At 32.5% G+C, this 20,315-nt stretch carries 24 protein-coding genes; 13 read left to right on the top strand and 11 right to left on the bottom strand.

Going from position 1 to position 20,315, the window contains the following annotated elements:
- Positions 1–230 precede the first annotated feature (230 nt).
- The 4 genes from QY331_15560 to QY331_15545 form a co-directional block, all read right to left on the bottom strand.
- Positions 231–443, bottom strand: coding sequence for a cold-shock protein (locus QY331_15560; GenBank protein ID WKZ69379.1), 213 nt, complete (start codon positions 441–443; stop codon positions 231–233).
- A gap of 178 nt (positions 444–621) precedes the next feature.
- Positions 622–1,191: a DNA-3-methyladenine glycosylase I gene (locus QY331_15555; protein WKZ69378.1), complete on the bottom strand. Its 570-nt coding sequence runs from the start codon at positions 1,189–1,191 to the stop codon at positions 622–624.
- Between the two features lie 11 nt (positions 1,192–1,202).
- The gene (locus QY331_15550; GenBank protein ID WKZ69377.1) at positions 1,203–1,436 is read right to left on the bottom strand and encodes a DUF3820 family protein; all 234 of its coding nucleotides are present in this window, start codon (positions 1,434–1,436) and stop codon (positions 1,203–1,205) included.
- Complete coding sequence (locus tag QY331_15545) at positions 1,433–2,041, bottom strand: DUF502 domain-containing protein (GenBank protein ID WKZ69376.1); 609 nt, start codon at positions 2,039–2,041, stop codon at positions 1,433–1,435. Before QY331_15545 ends, QY331_15550 begins: the two co-directional genes overlap by 4 nt.
- Before the next feature lie 99 nt (positions 2,042–2,140).
- Here QY331_15545 and QY331_15540 point away from each other — a divergent pair, with 99 nt between their 5' ends.
- Positions 2,141–2,761: a hypothetical protein gene (locus tag QY331_15540; protein WKZ69375.1), complete on the top strand. Its 621-nt coding sequence runs from the start codon at positions 2,141–2,143 to the stop codon at positions 2,759–2,761.
- 7 nt (positions 2,762–2,768) lie between these two features.
- Here QY331_15540 and QY331_15535 read toward each other — a convergent pair whose 3' ends face one another.
- From QY331_15535 to QY331_15515, 5 genes are all read right to left on the bottom strand, one after another.
- Positions 2,769–3,746 (bottom strand): NAD(P)-dependent alcohol dehydrogenase, encoded by a 978-nt coding sequence (locus QY331_15535; protein WKZ69374.1) that lies wholly within the window; start codon positions 3,744–3,746, stop codon positions 2,769–2,771.
- 158 nt (positions 3,747–3,904) lie between these two features.
- Positions 3,905–4,408 carry a hypothetical protein gene (locus QY331_15530; protein ID WKZ69373.1) on the bottom strand — a complete coding sequence of 168 codons (504 nt, stop codon included), beginning with the start codon at positions 4,406–4,408 and terminating at the stop codon, positions 3,905–3,907.
- An 8-nt stretch (positions 4,409–4,416) separates the two neighbouring features.
- Positions 4,417–4,839 (bottom strand): DUF3788 family protein, encoded by a 423-nt coding sequence (locus QY331_15525; protein ID WKZ69372.1) that lies wholly within the window; start codon positions 4,837–4,839, stop codon positions 4,417–4,419.
- Positions 4,840–4,911: 72 nt separating this feature from the next.
- On the bottom strand, positions 4,912–5,145 hold the full coding sequence (locus QY331_15520; GenBank protein WKZ69371.1) for a CopG family transcriptional regulator: 234 nt from the start codon (positions 5,143–5,145) through the stop codon (positions 4,912–4,914).
- Positions 5,123–5,410 (bottom strand): BrnT family toxin, encoded by a 288-nt coding sequence (locus QY331_15515; protein ID WKZ69370.1) that lies wholly within the window; start codon positions 5,408–5,410, stop codon positions 5,123–5,125. The genes QY331_15520 and QY331_15515 overlap by 23 nt, the downstream gene beginning before the upstream one ends.
- A gap of 147 nt (positions 5,411–5,557) precedes the next feature.
- On the opposite strand from QY331_15515, the gene typA reads away from it, so the two are divergent.
- From typA to QY331_15480, 7 genes are all read left to right on the top strand, one after another.
- Entirely contained in the window at positions 5,558–7,363 is a 1,806-nt protein-coding gene (gene typA, locus QY331_15510; GenBank protein WKZ69369.1) for a translational GTPase TypA, read from the top strand.
- A 388-nt stretch (positions 7,364–7,751) separates the two neighbouring features.
- Positions 7,752–8,792: a HAMP domain-containing sensor histidine kinase gene (locus tag QY331_15505; protein WKZ69368.1), complete on the top strand. Its 1,041-nt coding sequence runs from the start codon at positions 7,752–7,754 to the stop codon at positions 8,790–8,792.
- A complete protein-coding gene (locus QY331_15500; protein WKZ69367.1) occupies positions 8,785–9,489 on the top strand; it encodes a response regulator transcription factor in 705 nt (234 codons plus the stop codon). Before QY331_15505 ends, QY331_15500 begins: the two co-directional genes overlap by 8 nt.
- Before the next feature lie 216 nt (positions 9,490–9,705).
- Positions 9,706–10,350 carry a hypothetical protein gene (locus tag QY331_15495; protein ID WKZ69366.1) on the top strand — a complete coding sequence of 215 codons (645 nt, stop codon included), beginning with the start codon at positions 9,706–9,708 and terminating at the stop codon, positions 10,348–10,350.
- A gap of 85 nt (positions 10,351–10,435) precedes the next feature.
- Complete coding sequence (locus QY331_15490) at positions 10,436–11,479, top strand: histidine kinase (protein WKZ69365.1); 1,044 nt, start codon at positions 10,436–10,438, stop codon at positions 11,477–11,479.
- A 40-nt stretch (positions 11,480–11,519) separates the two neighbouring features.
- Complete coding sequence (locus QY331_15485; GenBank protein WKZ69364.1) at positions 11,520–11,921, top strand: hypothetical protein; 402 nt, start codon at positions 11,520–11,522, stop codon at positions 11,919–11,921.
- A gap of 13 nt (positions 11,922–11,934) precedes the next feature.
- Positions 11,935–12,690, top strand: coding sequence for a LytTR family DNA-binding domain-containing protein (locus QY331_15480; GenBank protein ID WKZ69363.1), 756 nt, complete (start codon positions 11,935–11,937; stop codon positions 12,688–12,690).
- Between the two features lie 21 nt (positions 12,691–12,711).
- Here the strand turns inward: QY331_15480 and QY331_15475 are convergent, their stop codons facing one another.
- Positions 12,712–13,137, bottom strand: a complete 426-nt coding sequence (locus tag QY331_15475; GenBank protein WKZ69362.1) for a hypothetical protein — start codon at positions 13,135–13,137, stop codon at positions 12,712–12,714.
- A 192-nt stretch (positions 13,138–13,329) separates the two neighbouring features.
- Between QY331_15475 and QY331_15470 the strand changes: the two genes are divergently transcribed.
- From QY331_15470 to QY331_15450, 5 genes are all read left to right on the top strand, one after another.
- Complete coding sequence (locus QY331_15470) at positions 13,330–14,748, top strand: hypothetical protein (GenBank protein ID WKZ69361.1); 1,419 nt, start codon at positions 13,330–13,332, stop codon at positions 14,746–14,748.
- 135 nt (positions 14,749–14,883) lie between these two features.
- Entirely contained in the window at positions 14,884–16,305 is a 1,422-nt protein-coding gene (locus QY331_15465) for an aldehyde dehydrogenase family protein (protein ID WKZ69360.1), read from the top strand.
- Positions 16,306–16,320: 15 nt separating this feature from the next.
- On the top strand, positions 16,321–17,412 hold the full coding sequence (gene corA / locus QY331_15460) for a magnesium/cobalt transporter CorA (GenBank protein ID WKZ69359.1): 1,092 nt from the start codon (positions 16,321–16,323) through the stop codon (positions 17,410–17,412).
- Complete coding sequence (locus QY331_15455) at positions 17,413–18,465, top strand: mechanosensitive ion channel family protein (GenBank protein ID WKZ69358.1); 1,053 nt, start codon at positions 17,413–17,415, stop codon at positions 18,463–18,465.
- 18 nt (positions 18,466–18,483) lie between these two features.
- The gene (locus QY331_15450) at positions 18,484–19,425 is read left to right on the top strand and encodes a calcium/sodium antiporter (protein WKZ69357.1); all 942 of its coding nucleotides are present in this window, start codon (positions 18,484–18,486) and stop codon (positions 19,423–19,425) included.
- Here QY331_15450 and QY331_15445 read toward each other — a convergent pair.
- Positions 19,422–20,309, bottom strand: a complete 888-nt coding sequence (locus QY331_15445; GenBank protein WKZ69356.1) for an SMP-30/gluconolactonase/LRE family protein — start codon at positions 20,307–20,309, stop codon at positions 19,422–19,424. The two genes, QY331_15450 and QY331_15445, sit on opposite strands and share 4 nt — an antisense overlap.
- Between the last annotated feature and the right edge of the window lie 6 nt (positions 20,310–20,315).

Genomic DNA, 20,315 nt, shown 5'->3' with positions numbered 1-20,315 from the left:
ATTGGAATGAGTAGCAACTTTTCAAATTTAATAATTCTTTTGGAATATTATTTTTATTTCCGTGTTAAGAAAATCACCTTGTTTGGACAGAAGAATTGTGAAATAACTTAAATTAATTTGAAAGAGGTAAGAGAGTCAGTAGCAATATACTGCTCATAGCAATTCCGTCATTTAATAAAAAAGCCCGATCAAACTAATGACCGGGCTTTATTTGCAGTAAGAATTTTTTCTTAGTGAATAATTTTTACTTCTGCTGCTTGTAATCCTTTAGGACCTTGAGTAATAGTAAATTCAACTTTCGCATTTTCTTCTAAAGATTTATATCCATCACCAACAATTGAATCGAAGTGAACAAAAACATCTTCTCCTCCTTCTTGTGAAATAAATCCGTAACCTTTAGAATTGTTGAACCATTTTACTGTACCTTGTTTACGCTCTGCCATAACAGATGCTCCTTTTAAAAATTTTAAATAATTGATTGTCGTGACAGGCTTTAAAAATATTGGAAGGTAATTTCTACATCTACTTGTTAAAGATACTGCCATACTGCACCCAACATAAACAAATAAAACTTAGTTACCTAATTATTTTATTTACTTTAACGCATATTTATTTCCATTATTAATGCAGTTTTTGAACTGCTTTATACCGGAAACAATCTATAAGGTGATCGTTAACCATTCCGATTGCCTGCATAAATGCATAAACAATTGTGGGACCGACAAACTTAAATCCTCGTTTCTTTAAGTCTTTGCTTATCTCTTCAGCCAAAGGAGTTTTTGCCGGCACTTCTTTCAACGACTTGAATTTATTATTTACAGTTTTAAAATCGGAGAAGTGCCAAATGTATTTATCAAACGATCCGAATTCCTTTTTTACTTGAAGATATGATTGTGCATTAGTTATAAAAGCATTTACTTTTAACTTATTGCGAATAATACCGGGATTGTTTAGCAGCTCATCTATTTTCTTTTGATTATAGTTTGCCATTTTCTTTGCATCAAAATTATCGAACGCTTTGTAATAATTTTTCTCCTTGCGAAGAATAGTAATCCAGCTTAAACCGGCTTGCGCACCGTCAAGACAAAGTTTTGCAAATAGTTTTCTGTCATTATGTTCGGGCACACCCCAAACTGTATCATGATATTTTACATAAAGCGGATCATCTCCGCACCAAGGACATCTCTGCATTTATTATCCGTTTATTTATTGATGTTAATTTTTTTAACGATATCTTCTAATCCATTAAGTTTAATTTCATAAACAAGTCTGAGCATTTGGCCAAGCTTTCCTTCAGGAAATCCTTTTCTTTCAAACCACTCCAAGTAATATGATGGCAGATTGATCAATTTCCTTCCGGAGTATTTCCCAAACGGCATCTCGAATGAATTAATTTCCTTTAACAACTCTTTTTGTTTTTCAAGTTCGGGAATCATTTTTTTGCTTTATTATAAATTTCAATAATTTTTTTTGATCCACCACCTAAACTTAAAATTGTTCGGAGTGCTTGATCAACCGGGATATCGATAACAGTTATTTGTTCTTTTTGAACATGATAAACAAATCCCGCTGTCGGGGCTGGACCGGAAGGAATAAAAACGGTATAACTTCCATCGGAATGTTCTTCTGTTACAAACGCTGTCATCAATGTTTCATTACCGAAAAGTTTGACAAGAGCAACCGCTTTAAATAAATTTTTCTCTTCACCAAAAATTTGTAAAACAGTTTCTTTAATAATTCTGTATCCGAAAATTTTTCCTAAGAATTTATTTTCAAAAGCTTCAAAGGAAACTTTACCCATTTCGGTTTTTACTAGTAGTCCAACTAAAAAGAAAACAAGAATTATAAAACAGACGGCAAAAAAAGATGCAACAAATTCATTTACTCTTGCTGTCTCAATCAGAATATTTGTAATCGGTCTTATATAGCCGGTTAATGTTTCAAACAACCAATTAAGTACAACAAGTAATATTACAATCGGAAGTACAATTAAAAAACCACCGACGAACGTTGTACGAAGAAATATTTTAAAGTTTTCCATATTTCCTCCTTTCAATTGCACTAAAATAACATTTTTATTTTTGTCGATTGAATTTAATCGCGGCTTTGTAGTTATTACTTTTTCTTTTATACTTGTGCCATGAATTGGTATGAAATTATAGGTTATATCGGCTCCTTTCTCATCGCAGTTTCATTAACGATGAAAAATATCTGGATGCTGCGGAGAATAAATTTATTCGGTGCTGCAACATTTGCTACTTATGGAGCAATTATTGGTGCTTATCCGGTACTTGCATTGAATAGTTTTATCGCGATAGTTGATATTTACTATTTGTGGGGAATGTATAGAAAGAAAGATTACTTCACGCTTTTACCTACAAACGGTCCGCAAGGAAAATATTTACTTAAATTTTTGGATTTCTATGGTAAAGATATTTCGGCAATTTTTCCCAACTTCAAAAAAGAAGATCATCCCGATGCACAATTTTATTTCATATTAAGGAATATGATTCCCACCGGACTTTTTGTTTTTAAGGAAGAAGATCATGAAACCATTCACATCCTTTTAGATTACGCCATTCCGGATTATAGAGATTTAAAAAACGCAAAGTTCCTTTTCTTTACTGCCGATTTTATGAAAGAGAAAGGTTATAAAAAATTAATCACCGAAAGTCATCACCAAATTCACGATAAATATTTAAAAGCTCTTGGATTTGAACGAATTGATGACAAGACATTTCTCAAAAAACTAGATCAATAATTTTCTATTATTGTTCAAATCTAATTACGACATTTCCTTTTTTATGTCCCTTGTCAACGTATTCGTGCGCTTCAGCAGTTTGCTCAAACGGATATATTTTATCTAATACCGGTTTAAGCTTACCTGCTTCCACTAATTCCGATAAGAAAATTAAATCTTTTTTCTTTTCTTCGTTTGATCTCAAACCTGTAAAAGTAATTATGGCTTTTTTCTTGCTTGCTTTTGATGTCCACATCATTTGAAATAAAATTTTAAAGCTTATAACCGGATTTAAATAAATCCCATTTTCACTTAAAAGCTTTTTACATGTTTTAAATGAACTCTTCCCGATTGAATCAAATATTATATCATACTTTTTATTTTGTCGGGCGAAGTCTTCTTTTTTATAATCAATTACATAATCAGCCCCAATTGATTTTACCAAATCAACATTTGAAGTACTGCAAACTCCGGTTACTTTCGCTTCAAAATATTTTGCGAGTTGAACACCAAATGATCCAACCGAACCGGACGCGCCGATTATTAAAATCTCATCACCCTTTTTAATTTTCCCTGAATCTCTTAAAAACGGTAAAGCGGTTAAAGCCCCGGATGGAACAGATGCGGCTTCTTCCATTGACAGATTGTCGGGTTTTGAAACAAGCGGACCTTCTTCAGGCATAGTATAATATTCGGAATAAGTTCCTCTCGATTCATCTGCTGCCCCAAACACAAGATCACCCTTCTTAAAGCGAGTAACATTTTTGCCCGTTTCTATTACTTCTCCTGAAAACTCAGTCCCTAATATTTCATTTTTGGGTTTTGTAATTCCGGTCGCCACTCGGGCAAAGAATTGATCACCTTTACGAAAAATAGAATCCACTGTTGTGACGGTTGAAGCACTCAGTTTAATTAATAATTCATTTTCTTTTGGAATTGGTTTATCTACTTCTTTTATTTGTAAAACATTTGGTGATCCATAGCTTTTATAAATTGCGACTTTCATTTATTTCTTTCCCTCTAGCTTTTGATAAAAAATATGTTTTTAGGACAAACCGATACCCGAGAAAGTTACAAGATATAGAATTAGAATCATGAATTGTGTCTTGATTAATCAGAATAATTTCCTTTACTTATGTCTCTTTTTTTGAAATTATAATTGCATTATAATTCGTTGTCAATCATTCTTGTAATCGAACTCCTAATTCCGGGAGAGAGTGTTGCGAGGAAATGATCCTGAGTTAAATATTGGACTTCACTTTTTAACTCCGGATATTTTCCGGCCAAAGCATAAATGAATTTAAATGCGGTAATTCTAACAGACGGACTTTTTTGTATTCCTTCCCACAAATTCATACACAGATTAAAGAGATTACCTTCTTGTTCCTCGTTTAATTTCATCTTGAGCAGAATTTTTATTAATTCTCTTTGGTGACCGTCTTCTTTCCCCGGTAAAACTTTTATAATCTTGTTTATATACTGTCGAATTCGCGTATCATTATTTTCCATACAGTTGCAAAGAAGCCAGGCAGCACGCCATGATATAAGTCGTTCATCTTTGATTGCTAATTCGATTGCGGTATTAAAAAATTCAGGATGAGTTTTAAGAAATGTAACCATCTCTTCTTTGCGGAAGTTAATTAACTGAGACTCTAGTGTTGGTTTCATTCGATTACTTATTTGAGGCTGATTTTTAGATTGATTAATTCTTTGGCGTCTTTTAGATATTGCTTTTTGTTCATAACGAGAGTAATACCTCTAATCTTCCCGAATCTCTTTCCTTCTTTAAATTCTTTTTTCAATTTTTCAGAAATTGAACTTTCCAATAATGTGTGTTCCGCTTTGTCACCAAAATAAAAAGTAATTTGAAAAGCGTTTTTAATTACAGATAACCAAAAAATAGTTTTTGATTTACGGGTAACTTTCATCAACCAGCTTTTTCCGTCGTTGTAATATCTCCATTCATGTATTAGATCCGGATGTTCTGTGTGAATGTGTTTAAATAATTCTTCCCAAATTACTTTTGAATTTCCTATGTGAGAAAATATTATTTCTTCAGTTGGGAACTGGTCTTTGTTTGTTAGGGTTGGTTGAGGCATTAAATACTTTCTAAAAGTTTCTATTTTTAATTTTGCTAATGAGCTCTTAAAATGTGATATAATTGGTTACAACTACCTAGAATAGTGGGAAGTATAATTATCGAGTAAATTTCTAATAAGCTTTTGATACTGTCTTCCTTCTTTTTTGGCCAATTCTTTAAAAAACGTAACACTCGATTGACTTAAATTTAATGTCACCTTTACAGTATTATCCTTTAAGACTAATTCCTCGGGCTTCGGTAAAAAGTCTTTAACAATTTCTACTTCACCGATTTTTTCATCACTATATTTTATTTTCTTTTTCATAGATCTTTTTTCCTTTTCTCCAGTAACCTGCACCGATTATTCTTATTCTTTTACTTCTATAAGTAAATCTGACAGTAACAATTTCTCTTCCAATTTTCCCAAAGCAATAAAATCGCTCCTCACCTTTACTGTGTTCTAGATCTTTTGCAATAACTCTTTTATTATCAAGAAAAGCAAACTGGGCTACCTCGAAGGACACATTGTGTTTTTCCTTATTTAATCTGTTTTTCTCTTCATCCCACTCAAATGAAGCAGATTTTTCCAAAACTCTCCCAATCGCTTTGTTCTATTATATGTATAAAAGTAAGTATAATTAGCCATATTATCAAATTTGATTTAGAAATAATATGCTTGACTAACTCCTTTTATTTCCATTACTTAACCGGCTTGATTTTATTACTTAGGAGAAATAGTGAAAGAACTTAGAAATATCGCAATAATTGCACACGTTGACCATGGAAAGACTACATTAGTTGACCAATTATTAAAACAATGTCATGTTTTCAGAAAAAACCAAGTTGTGCAGGCACAATTTTTAGATTCAAATGATCTCGAACGAGAACGCGGAATTACAATACTTGCAAAGAATATCAGTATTCCCTATAAAGATTATAAGATTAATATTATCGATACTCCCGGTCACGCCGATTTTGGCGGTGAAGTTGAACGTGTTCTTAAAATGGCAGACGGAGTTTTGCTTTTAGTTGATTCGTTTGAAGGTCCAATGCCGCAAACACGTTTTGTTTTAGAGAAAGCATTGCAGCTTCACCTTAAACCGATTGTTGTAATTAATAAAATAGACAGACCGGATAATCGCCCTGCAGAAGTTCTTGATGAAGTTTACGATTTGTTTATTGATTTAGGCGCAGATGAAAATCAACTTGATTTCCCTTACGTATTTGCAAGTGGCAGAGACGGATGGGCAATTAAAACATTGAAAGACGAAAGAAAAGATTTAACACCTCTTATCGAAACAATTATTGATAAAATTCCATCCCCGCCAATTCAAGAAGGACCTGTACAAATTCAAGCAACGACTCTAGATTATAATGATTATGTAGGAAGAATTGGTATCGGAAGAGTATTCAGAGGATCGCTTAATAAAAACAATAAACTTTCTATCATAAAAAGAGACGGTACAATTCATGCAGTTTCAATAAGACAGTTATTTGTTTTTGAGGGACTTGGCAGAACCGAAGTTGAGGAAGTTCAATGCGGAGATATTTGTGCTATTGTAGGTATCGAAGATATAAATATTGGTGATACGATTTCGGATTCTGAAAATCTTGAACCGTTACCAATTATATCCATTGATGAACCTACAATTAGCATGACCTTTACAGTAAACAATTCACCATTTTACGGAAGAGAAGGAAAGTTCGTAACATCACGTCAGCTTCGGGATAGATTATTCAAAGAACTTGAAAGCAATGTTGCATTACGAGTCAACGAAACTAATTCTCCAGATGCTTACAGAGTTTCCGGAAGAGGTATTCTTCATTTATCAATTTTAATTGAGAACATGCGCCGTGAAGGGTATGAACTGCAAATAAGAGAACCCAAAGTTATTTACAAAGAAATTGACGGGAAGAAAGCCGAACCGATAGAAGTTCTTGTTGTTGATGTTCCAACCGAATCGGCAGGTAAAGTAATTGAACTTGTTGGTCAACGCAGAGGTGAAATGGTTAAAATGGAAAGCAAGGGGAGTCTTCAAAAATTAGAGTTTCATATCCCTTCAAGAGGATTAATGGGTCTGCGTACAAAGATATTGACTGCAACTGCCGGTGAAGGAATTATGCATCATCGATTTTATCAATATGAATTTTTCAAAGGTTCCATCGGCGGTAAATTAAACGGTGTATTGATTTCAATGGCAGAAGGTGCTGCCACTGCATACGCAATTGATTCGTTACAAGACCGCGGTAAATTTTTTATTGAACCGGGAGATGTTGTTTATAAGGGACAGATTGTTGGTGAAAACAATAAAGATATTGATATTGAAGTAAACGTTCAGCGTGGTAAAAAACTTACTAACATGCGGGCATCCGGTTCAGATAAAGCAGTAAAAATTGCACCTGCAATTAAGTTTTCTTTGGAAGAAGCGCTAGAGTATATCTCGGAAGATGAGATGGTTGAAGTGACACCAAAATCTATTCGTCTGCGTAAACTTCATTTAGACCCGAACGAAAGAAAAAGATATAATTTGGAGAAGGTTTAGATCGATATAACTGTAACACAGGTGCGATTGATTCTCGCAGGTTAAATCAGAGTGTATCATCAATTTCTGCGTCATCTGTGTTCCATTGTTTTGAAAGTTCTGCTGTAATTCTCCTAAAATTAAAACCGTATATCTACTCTCACATCTTAACCGTAAAATTTTTGAAATATTCTATCCTGTTTACTGTTTTTGCAATCTTACTACCTGAAAAATTCAATAAGTGAACAAAAATGTTTGATGTTTGAAAAAGAAATGTAAATTTATATATAAGCTCATTTGTCATTTAGAATTAAGTACGGATATTTATACTTTCGTTTCTTAGTTATGATTATACCATTATTCAAAGAAGACTTTTATTGGAACTAGTGAAAATAAATTATTTAAAAGGATGCTGAATAACATCAAAAAAATAAATTCCAACGTTTACTTTATTCTTGTTTTTATCTTTGCCCAATTAGCTTGGATGGCTTTACTTGGGCTGTGGATATATTGGTATGTTTCTAACTCAATTATTTTTGAGAGAGTCGGGGATCAATTATCTCCTCAAATAAAAATCGACGGACCAAGTATTTTTCTATTCGTTGGTGGAATTGTTCTTATTGTTGCGATAGCGTTTGGTATGTCCGTAATTTTTAGAAATCTTAATGTTCAGCTTCGTTTAACTCGATTGTATGATAATTTTATCGCAAATGTTACACATGAGTTAAAATCTCCGCTTGCATCAATACAGTTATACCTTGAGACAATAGATTCCCGGGAACTCTCGCCCGAGAATAAAAAACGTTTTATTGACTACATGATAAAAGATGCCGAACGCTTGAACAACCTGATCAATTCAATATTAGAAATATCACGACTTGAACAGAAAAAAATTTCAAATGAATATCGTGTCTATAATAGCAGCGAAGTAATTAAATCTTTAGTTGAACAATCTGCAGCACAATTTCAATTACCTCAGAATAGTCTGAGTATCATGGGTGATTCTGAGGCCGAAATCGTAATTGATAAAAACGCTTTAAAAATTGTCCTCGATAATTTAATCGACAATGCGATTAAATATTCCCCGAATGTTCTGCATATAGGAATAAAATTATTTGCAGAAAGAAAACGATTTATTATTGAGTTTTCAGATAAAGGAATTGGAATTGATCAAGAGCAATTAAAAAAGATATTTAAGAAATTCTATAGAGTTTACGCCAGCAATATTCCAAACGTTAAAGGTACCGGACTTGGCTTATATTGGGTTAACGAAATTCTTAAAAGTCATGGCGGTAAAATTACATGTTACAGTGAAGGAATTAACAAGGGAACAACATTTAAAATTGAACTCCCAATTCACAAGCATTATAAAAAAATGTTCACAAGAAAATTACTCAAGTTAACTAAGAAACGTGAATTAATTGAAAGTAGCGAGAGTCAAAATGAATAAATACACAAGGATTTTACTCGTTGAAGATGAAGAAAGCTTAGCTGTTGGATTAAAGTTTAACTTGGAGGAAGAGAATTACGAAGTTAAACATGCACGCGATGGTAGAGAAGCTCTTGAATTCTACAAGCAAGAAGAATTTGATTTGGTGATTCTTGATATAATGCTTCCTTACATAGATGGTTTTGAAGTTGCTGAAAGAATACGAAATGAGAATCCACAACTCCCGATTTTAATGTTAACTGCAAGAACTCGGAAAGAAGATAAAATTCATGGTTTGGAATTGGGCGCCGATGATTACCTCAGCAAACCGTTTCATCTTGCCGAGTTACTGCTTCGTGTGAAAAGAATGTTACAAAGGAAGCAATGGTATACAACTTCGGTAAGCACCTCACCTATTTTTAAGTTTGGAAAAAACGCAATTAACTTTGAAACACTAATATGTAAATGCGAAGATAAAGAACTAAGATTGACTCCGCACGAAGCAATGGCATTACAATGTTTGATCGAACAAAAAGGAAAACCGGTTTCAAGAAAAAAATTGTTGGAAAAAGTTTGGAATATTACTTCCGAAGTTGAAACAAGAACGGTTGATAATTTTATAGTTCGTCTAAGAAAATATTTTGAAGAAGATCCCTCCAACCCGCAATACATTAAAAGTGTAAGGGGAATAGGCTATATGTTCGAAAGTGATGATTAGAAAATTATTTTAAATTTCCATTCTTCATTGCTGATTTCCCATAAGTTTTTAATTCTTCAATCCATCATTTTTTTTATGACAATTTCATCCTTCCTATTACCGGTTTGTCCTTCAATAATGCCGGTTCATCAACATTTTTTTCGTTTCGCTTACTCTACACGTTAAGTTTCGGATGAATGTTAAATCACTATAAACTTAACAAACGGAGAAGGTAAAATGTTGAACACAGTAAAAAATAGCGGAACAAGTAAGCAATTAATTTTGGCAATATTAATTGTATTACTTACATCAATTTCTTTTGCGCAAGTTGAAAAGAATCACTTGTTCATGATTAATGAAACATCAATAGGAGGTTATGTCGGAATTAACGGAAGGTTTTCATCTGTTGAATCAAACTTGGCTGGATATTTAGACGGAAAGATAGTCGCAGTAATTAATGAAAATTGGGGTATTGGATTTTCATTTTCAGGATTGCATTACGATAGAGGACTAAATAAAGTAGTTGACGATGGTTCCTATCATTTAAATGCAGCATATGCCGGTATCTATGTAGAACGAATTTTTTCACTAAGCAATGATTTCAAATTATCTGTATCAATTACAAGCGGCATGGGTGAAGCTTATTATCAATACGATAAAGATTACAGAAAAGACAAAGTTTGGACAGAAGAAATAATTGATAAAACATCTTTCGCAATTTTTGAACCGGCGTTGGAATTACAGTACAATATTTTAGGCAATTATTGGATTGGAATAATCGGTTCTTTTCGAAACACGTCACCTCTTGAGTTACTAGGGGCAGATGAACACTTATTTCAAAAATTTTCAGGCGGTATCACGTTTAAGTATGGTCTGTTTTAATTAAATACGGAGGGGCGCTCTAACGCCTCTCGGTTTAATTTACGAAGCAACTTATTAAGTTTTTAACGAATTTTACGGTATGAAAATGAAGTTGAATAAAAATGTTACAATAACAATATTTTTGGTCGCTCTTTTTGTTCAGTTAATAATTATCTCGTACAATTATTTTACTGGTTATATAGAGATTAATAACATAGCCAACTTTTTTATACGTCTGATCATCGGTACATTATTCAGTTTTGTCTTCGCATTATTTTTAGTCATCCTCGATCTCATATTAATTAACAATCTTGATAAAAAATTTCCGTTGCCTCAAAAGTTAGTCCCAAGAATTCCTTTAGAATTGTTCTTTGCTGTTGTTATTGGAATACTAATCGGTACGGCAACAACTGTTGTTGCTGGAACATTAATGCCGTATGATGACGGATTATTTAAAAATGTTATTAATAATTCTCTTATTACAGTGGTAATAAATATTATTATCATAAGCGTAATTGAAGCAATAATATGGTTTAAAAGAAATCAATCGGCTGAATTAAAAACCGAGAAACTGGAAAGAGAAAATTCTGAGATTAAGTTCGAAATTTTAAAAAGTCAGCTAAACCCACATTTTCTTTTTAACAGCTTAAATGTTTTGTCTTCTCTAATAAAAAGGGATCCCGAGAAAGCTCAGCAATTTGTTGATGAGTTTTCTTCGGTTTACCGTTATACTCTTGATGTTATTGATAAACAAGTTGTCGAATTAAAAGATGAAGTTGAATTTGCGAAAGCGTATTTGTACTTGCAGTCAATTCGATTTGGTAATGCGGTTAAGTATGAAGTTAATATAGACGCTAACAAGCTTTGTTATTTAGTACCACCGCTTTCACTACAAACCTTGCTAGAAAATTGCTTTAAGCATAATATAGCTTCCGAAGATTCACAGCTTCGATTACAAATTTACAATGAGGGAAATTATGTAGTCGTAGTTAATAATCTTCATCCCAAAACTACTTATGTTGAATCGAAAAAAATCGGATTAAGTAACTTGCAGAAAAGATATGCGTTATTAAGTAATGTTCAACCCGTATTCAGTTATAAAGGAAATGAATATATAGCAAAAATTCCTCTCCTCAATTTCGAGGAATAATTTTGGCGAAAATAACTTTGAAAATAAATCGGATTAGTTAATGAATTATTTTAAAATACTGGGTGTTGTCTTTGGATTAATGGCGTTGTTAAAACCGTTTTATATGCATTTAGTTCCATGGGATGAGAATAAATTTATTGCAAAAGCTTACACTAAAAAACGCCCCAGATGGATTGTACCAATTGCAATAATAGGATTAGTTCTTGTCGCTTTTACATGGTATAAAGAACTTACTACACAAATTGAATATTCCTATATTATCAGTATTCTATTTTCATTAACGGCTATTAAAGCATTGTTCTTTATTATGGATTATGAAAAATTTCAAAAATGGGTATCCGGAATGCTTTCACGAAACCACGGTAAGAAAATTATAGTAATTGATATTCTTGTTGGAATATTTGGTTTAGCGGTAATTATTCTTTCAATTCTTGTCTATTAATAAGTTTTATAAAATGAAATCAATAATAATAGAAGACGAAAAACTTGCAGCAGATCGGTTAGAAGAATTGATCAAAGAAATTGATGCGTCAATTGAAGTAACAGCGAAATTAACATCAATTGAAAACTCAGTTAAATGGTTAAAGAATAATAAAACGGATTTGATTTTCTTAGATATTCAATTAGAAGACGGATTGAGTTTTAAGATCTTTGAAAAGATTAATGTAGAAGTGCCAATTATTTTTACAACAGCTTATGATCACTATGCAATAAAAGCATTTAAGCTAAACAGCATCGACTATCTATTAAAGCCAATCCGCAAAAATGAACTTAGAGAAAGTCTAATTAAATACAAGGATGTAAAATCATCTTACCTGAAGGATTTTGAAGAAATCTTTTCATCTATTCTAAATCAAAAAATAAATTATAAAAAACGATTTTTAATTCAATACGGAAGTAAGATTAAAAAAATCGAGACTGATGAAATAGCATATTTCTATGCAATGGAGAAAAATGTATTCTTAACAACATTTACCGGTTCTTCTTACCCATTGAATTATTCTCTTGAGAATTTGGTTGAATTAATTAATCCTGAAAATTTTTTTAGAATAAATAGAAAGATGATCGTAAACTTTCATGCAATTAAGAATATGATTCCATTCTCCAGATCAAGAATTAAAATTGAATTGAATCCTCTTGAGCCAAAAGAAATTGAAGCACTTGTAAGTGTAGAGCGTGCAGCTTCGTTTAAAGAGTGGTTGGATAAATAATCTTCAAACAAAGTAAAAAAATTAATCCGGTGGTTTAAAATATACTTTTACATTTGGTATTAATGTAAAAGTAATTATTAGTAATCCGATCAAACCATAAATAAATTGAAGCGGTGGATTATGCTGATAACCTATTATAATTATTTCTACAATAATCCAAATAATCAATATTACACCAATAAATAAACTTCCTTGCCAAGCCCAGAATCTTTTTCTCCAAAGACCGAATAAAACAAAAAATGGAATCACGCCGAGAAAGCTAAATAGAATTACTCCCGGAATTAAATAATTATTGAAAGGTGAATCCGCTAGCCACTCAATCGGTATTTGAAGTGTTTCACCTGAAGGATCAATTATCAGTCCGATACCGCCGAAGATTCCGCTGATTGATTGAAAGAACATGAGCAGAATTAATAATATTACGGTGAGAGGTTTTTTGAATTTCATAATCAACTCCAATGTTTATCAACAAAATCAGTAAACGTTAACAATGTTATCGCTTTTAAATTAAGCAAACTTTGGGCATATTTAAAATAATTTGAAATGTGACCATCGGTCTAATTTATATGTAATTTTTAGTATCCGTTTGCAGGCGTGTGATTGATTTTCTTATCTTAACCCCAATCATTAAGGGAAAAAATGAAAAACTTGTTTTATTTACTTGTTATCAGCTCGTCAATAATTTTTGCTAAATCACCCATTGTAGTAAACGGATATGACCATCAAATAGTATATTGGGCATTTAATCATCAGTTTGATAAAGCGGAACAACTCACCACAGAGAAAATTGCGGAGAATCCAAACATTCCCAAATATTATTTTCTGAAAATTGTAACAGAATCACTCAGACACTTAGCTGATTCCGATCAATTTAACTATGAAAAAAGATATGAATACCGAAAAGAGAAAAATGAAGAATTGATTGAATATACGGAGGATATTGTTGAACAATTGGAAGACATTGAGATGAACGTTGAAAACAAATACTACATGGCAAACATTTATGGTTACCTGGGAAGAATGTATGGTTTGAGCGGTTCTTACATGTCAGCTTTCAGCAATGCAAAAAAGGGTAAAGGAATGCTTGAAGAATTAGTCGTTGAGCATCCCGATTTATATGATGCATATTTGATGCTCGGTATGTTTGAGTATTATGCTGATCGGCTTGGCGGATTAACAAAGTTTGTAGCCTCGATTCTTGGATTTTCCGGTGACCGTACACGCGGAATTAATTACATGAAACAAGCTCACTTGAATGGTGAACTGACAAGACCCTTTGCTGAGTTCATGCTCGGTGAAACTTACTCTACTCAGGAGGGTAATCCATTTGATGCTTATGGTTACTTTAACTTGCTTGTAAAAAAATATCCGAATAACAAAGATTTTTACGATTGGCATATTCGAATACTTCTACAGTTGGATAATTTGAACGAAGCAAAAGAATTTATAGAAAAAGATCAAAATGGTTATGTAAGAGGTTATACAGAAAGTACATTTTATATTAAGAACGGCGAATACAAAAAAGCCATTTCACTTATTGATGAATTAATTCAAAAAAAAGATTTCAAATGGCGTTCGGCATTAGGCAATGCGATATATCTAAAAGCGGTCGCATCATTACTTATTGATAAACCTATTACAGGTATTGAAAAAGAATTAAGTGAAGATCAGCTGATTAGATACAACGAAATAAAAAATAATTTGAAAACCGCAAAACAAGTTTATGAATTAGCAACAATGATAGGGAGACTAGACCTCGGAATACAAATGGAGATACCACAATTACCGGATTTACCTAAAGACGGATATCTGCGAGCAATGTATGAATTTTATAATGGTGTTTATTATTACAAATATCGAGACGGTACAAATGCAGTAAAGTTTTTCACGAAAGTTGCAAAGGATAGAAAATATTTTAGAAGCGAATCCGTTGAATATTTAATAAAAATTTTCAAATCATATAAACCAACTAAACAGCAGCTTGATGAGCTCGAAAAAATTATCAGCAAGTTAGATGACGAAGATCTGGAATTTTCTTTTATGGATTTGAAGAAGTAATTGACCTGTGAAGTTAACTAAATCTCATCAGCTTTTAGATTACAGAGAATTTAACAACATAATCAAGAGCCCGTTTTTTTTCTTCACTGCTCAATGATTATCTTTACATAAACCAATCATTAATATCAGTTAAATATGCCCATCGAAGAAAATTTACAAAAGGAAATTAAAAGAGTATTCGATTTACAAAAATCGAACAGAATGCGATTAGCTAATTCATCGGTAGAAGAACGGAAAGCTAAATTGAAAAAACTCTTAAATGAAATATTAGTTTCGCAAGATCAAATATGTGAAGCAGTTTACAAAGACTTTCGCAAATCAAGAGAAGAGACAAGGCTTTCAGAAATTTATGCAACCACTTCTGAATTAAAGCACATCATCAAGCACTTAAAAAAATGGATGAAGCCAAAAAGAGTTTCAACCCCACTATCTTTATTTGGTTCATCCAGCAAAGTATTGTACGAATCGATCGGTCAATCTCTGATAATCTCACCATGGAATTATCCTTTTCAATTGGTTATGGCTCCATTGGGATTAGCAATTGCTGCTGGAAATACTGTAATTGTGAGACCTTCAGAAAAAAGTACCAACACTTCAGCACTGTTAAAAAAAATGATAGATAAACTATTTCCGGAAGACGAAGTAAAAACATTTCTCGGTGATGAAGAAGTTGCTAGAGAGTTGACATCCCTTCCGTTTAATCATATCTTCTTTACAGGAAGTCCTACGGTTGGCAAATTAGTTATGGAAGCGGCTGCAAAAAATTTGACAAAAGTTACTTTAGAATTAGGAGGGAAATCACCTGTAATATTAAATAAGGATGCTGATTTACGAACTTCGGCAACTAGAATTGCCTGGGGTAAATTTATGAATGGCGGGCAAACTTGTGTCGCTCCCGATTACTTATTAATTCATGAAGACGTAAAGGAAAAGTTTGTCGGATATATGATTGAAGCAACAAAAAATTTATATGGCGATAAAAATACTCTAAGAGAAGAAAATAATTATTGCAGATTGATAGATGTTAAACACTTTCAATCAATTCAACGATTAATAGATGATGCGGTTAATGATGGAGCGACAATTATTCATGGCGGTGAAATTGATGAGTCGGATAAATTTATTAGTCCAACTTTAATTGAAAACGTTAAACTCGATTCTGCAATAATGCAGAATGAAATATTTGGTCCTGTACTACCTATAATTACATTCAAAGATTTTAATGAAATCCTGTACATTGTAAATCAAAATCCTAATCCACTTGCGTTGTATGTTTTCAGCAAGAATAAATCATTTATAAAAAATGTGCTTGAAAGTATACCAGCCGGAAGTTCTGCGGTCAATGATGTAGTTGTTCACTTTGCAAATTATAATTTACCTTTCGGTGGAATTAATTATTCCGGAATTGGAAAATCCCACGGATATCATGGTTTCAAGGCTTTCTCGAATGAAAAAGGTGTTATGAAACAACCAAAATATTCAACAATGACATTGCTCTATCCACCTTACAATAATTTTAAAAGTAAGCTGGTTAATCTTACGATCAAATATTTTTAATAATTTGAGGTCGAGATGGCAAAAAATAAAAGTAATAAGCAGAATAAAAAAAAGCAGCAATTAAAAAATAAAATAGGCAAGCCGCCGGGGACTTTAATTCATGTCGGCGAAAGTAAAATAGAAAAAGCGATTGTTACGTTAACCGAATACAACGAACAAGAATATAAAACAAAGAAAATAGAATCTGTTGAAGAACTCATACAGCTTGCTTCAACAAATGATGACAAAATCAAATGGATTGATGTTAACGGAATTAGCGATGTCGATTTTCTTACAAAGTTTGGAGAGATTTTTAAGATTCATTCAATGATATTGGAAGATGTGGTAAATAGTAATCAGCAACCAAAAGTTGAATATTATGACAAGGACATGTTTTTTGTCCTTAAAAAAATTATATGGGAAGAAAATCAAGATGTATCATACGATCAAATTTCAATTTTAATTACGCCCCAAGTATTATTTACATTCAGAGATGATACAAAAGAAGATTATACATCAATTCAGGCCAGAATTGAAACCGGAGTTAATGTTTTTCGAAAGTCAAAATTAGATTACCTCTTCTATGTTTTAATAGATTTTGAAGTTGATCGTTATTTCTTATTAATTGAAGAACTGAGCGAAAAAATTGAAGCCGAACAAGAAATATTGTTTGATGACCCCACTCAAAACGACATCAAGAAAATCCAACTTCTTAAAAAAGACGCCCATAAAATTAAACATGCTATAAGACCGCTAAGGGAAGCTTTATTAAGTTTAGTTAGGCAAGAATCCGTGTTTATTGAACAACAAAATATGGTTTATTTCCGTGACGCAATGGACCACATTAGTCAAGTGCATGAAGCATTGGAGACACAGAGGGAATCCATTACTACTTTGATAGATATTTATCTTTCCAGTGTCAGCAATAAAATGAACGAAGTAATGAAAATGCTTACGCTAATTGCAACTATTTTTATTCCTTTGACGTTTATAGCAGGGGTATATGGGATGAACTTTGAAAATATGCCTGAACTACATTTTGAGTATGCTTATTTTATTGTATGGGGGATTATGATTGTTCTTGGAATTTCATTAATTGTTTATTTCAAAAAGAAAAAGTGGTTATAGATGAAAGAAATATTAAACTATGAACTCTGGGGGAATACGGTTTCAGAATATTTAATGGCATTATTAATTCTTATAGTTTCCGTAATAATCATTCAACTGATAAAAAAACATATATTTAAAAAAATAGAAAGCACCGGGACTGAAGGTGTACTAGGTACAAAGTTTATAATAAAGATTACATCTCGCTTCGCAATTCCTTTATTTTATCTAGCTGCTCTTTATCTCGCTTTTGATTTTATACAAATTCCGGAAAGCGCTACTAAAGTTATTAAAGTTATATACTTACTAATTATTGTTTGGATAATCATAAAATTTGCAAGAGCTGTAATTGAATTTATGATTAATAAGTATGCCGAAGAATCGGGAAAAGAAGATACCGTAAGAAAATTTCGTCCATTACTCGCTTTTTTAAACTTCACTTTCTACATAATCGGTATACTATTTATACTAGATAATCTTGGATTTCACATATCTACGGTTATTGCCGGATTAGGCATTGGTGGTATTGCAATTGCCCTCGCTGCTCAAGCGATTCTAGGTGATCTTTTTAGTTACTTTGTTATTTATTTTGATAGACCGTTTGAACTTGGAGACTTTATCAGGGTTGATGATAAAGCCGGTGTGATTGAAAGAATCGGTGTTAAATCTACTAAAATTCGTTCATTAAGCGGCGAACTTCTTGTAATGTCTAATTCCAATTTAACAAACTCCAGAGTTCACAATTTTAAACAGATGTTTAGAAGAAGAATTGTTTTTACAATTGGAGTAACTTATCAAACCAAACCTGAGCAGCTTGAGGAGATTCCAAAAATAATTAAACAAATAATTGATGAAGCCGAAAATGCTACATTTGATAGATCACACTTTTTTAGATACGGTGATTTTAGTTTAGATTTTGAAACTGTCTTCTTTGTTGAAACTAATGATTACATAAAGTACATGGACATTCAGCAGGAAATTAATTTAAAGATTTATAAAGAACTTGAAAAACGTGGAATTGAATTTGCTTATCCGACTCGAACACTTTATATGAAAAGTGAATCAAAATCATAAATTGTAAAGGAAAATTAGTTGGTAGAAATTATTCTATATCTAGCAGGTGGATTATTAATTATGCTGCTCGGTGCCGAAGGGCTTGTACGTGGTGCATCTGCTTTGGCACTCAGAATCGGAATATCACCGCTAGTAGTCGGTTTAACAGTCGTAGCTTTCGGGACAAGCAGCCCTGAGCTAGTTGTGAGTATCGGATCTGCAATTGAAGGGAATAGTGATATTGCAATCGGAAATGTAATCGGCTCGAACATAAGTAACATAGCATTAATACTTGGAATTACCGCTCTAATTAATCCTATAAAAGTAAATGTGCAGCTTATAAAAAGAGAAATTCCAATAATGATTGGAGTTACTATCGTCTTCTTATTATTCTTTTATGATCTTTCACTTTTACGGTTTGAGGGCTTTCTTTTATTCATCGGTATAATAGTTTATACTGTTATAAGTTATAAACTTTCAAAGAAAGAGAAAAAGGAAACTGAATTAGAGTTTGAGAAAGAAATTCCACGGGCAAAGGGAAATTTATTTAAATCTATTTTGATGGTGGTGTTTGGTCTAATCTTCTTGGCGATCGGTTCAAAACTATTTGTCGATGGTGCAATTGAAGTCGCACTTATGTTAAATATTAGTCAAGTTATAATCGGATTAACTATTGTAGCTGTTGGAACAAGTTTACCCGAGTTAATTACATCAGTAGTTGCTTCCATTAAAAAAGAGGGTGATATAGCGATCGGAAATGTTGTTGGTTCAAATATTTTTAATTTGCTTTCTATTCTTGGTTTAACGGCAATCATTTATCCGATAACCTCAGAATCAATTAGTCTGCTTGACTTGGGAATGTTCAGTCTTACAGCATTGATAATGTTACCTCTTTCACGTACTGGATTTATTCTGAATAGAATTGAAGGAGCAATTCTTATCGGTATTTATGTAACTTATATATATTTCTTGATTCCTTAATTAACACCACTGGTTTTCATCAGTATTTTATAAACCGATGTTCTGGCAGTAATGAACAATATATCTCTATCTTTTCCACCAAAACATACATTCGAAGGAAGTTCAGGTACCGATATATTGGCTATCTTTTTTCCTTCTCTATTAAATACCGAAACAAAATCATTCGTTAAATATATGTTTCCAAGATTGTCTATTGTCATTCCATCAGAACCTTCTTCGGTAAAAAGCATTCTATTTTTTAGTGAACCATCCGTTTGTATTTCGTATCGATAAGTTTTGCTATCACCGATATCAGCGACATATAAGTATTCTCCATTCGGTGTTCCGATAATACCATTTGGCTTAACCAAATTTTCATCCGCGATGGTTAATGTTCCGTCCGGCGAATAATAATAGACGCGCTCTTGATCAATTTCGGGCTCGGTTCTTTCCCAGTATGGTCTTTGATAATATGGATCTGTAAAATATATTCCGCCGTTTGGCGCAATCCATAAATCATTTGGTCCGTTTAATTGTTTTCCCTCAAAGTTATCAATTAATGTATCGTATTTCCCATCCGGTTTTATTGAAATCAATTTACCGTTAAGATCGGCACAAGCGATAATATTACCATTTTGGTCAAAATAAATTCCATTAGCTCTTTCGGGAGAATTGTGAAAGATTTTTATTTCGTCATTTTCATAATCCCACATATAAATTTTATCGTTAGGTTGATCGGTGAAATAAACATTTCCACTTTTATCAACCGCCGGACCTTCTGTAAAACTAAATCCGGATTGAATTAATTCCGGAGTGCCGATGTATATTGAAGATTCATTCTGCGCAGATAATATAAAGGAAGATAAGAGAAAAATTATAAATGCTAGTTGAAGTTTTATTTTCATCTTCGA

Source organism: Melioribacteraceae bacterium (genome assembly GCA_030584085.1).
Lineage (GTDB): Bacteria > Bacteroidota > Ignavibacteria > Ignavibacteriales > Melioribacteraceae > SURF-28.
The sequence above is the reverse complement of the archived record's forward strand: the minus strand, read 5'-3'. Positions and strand labels throughout refer to the sequence as shown.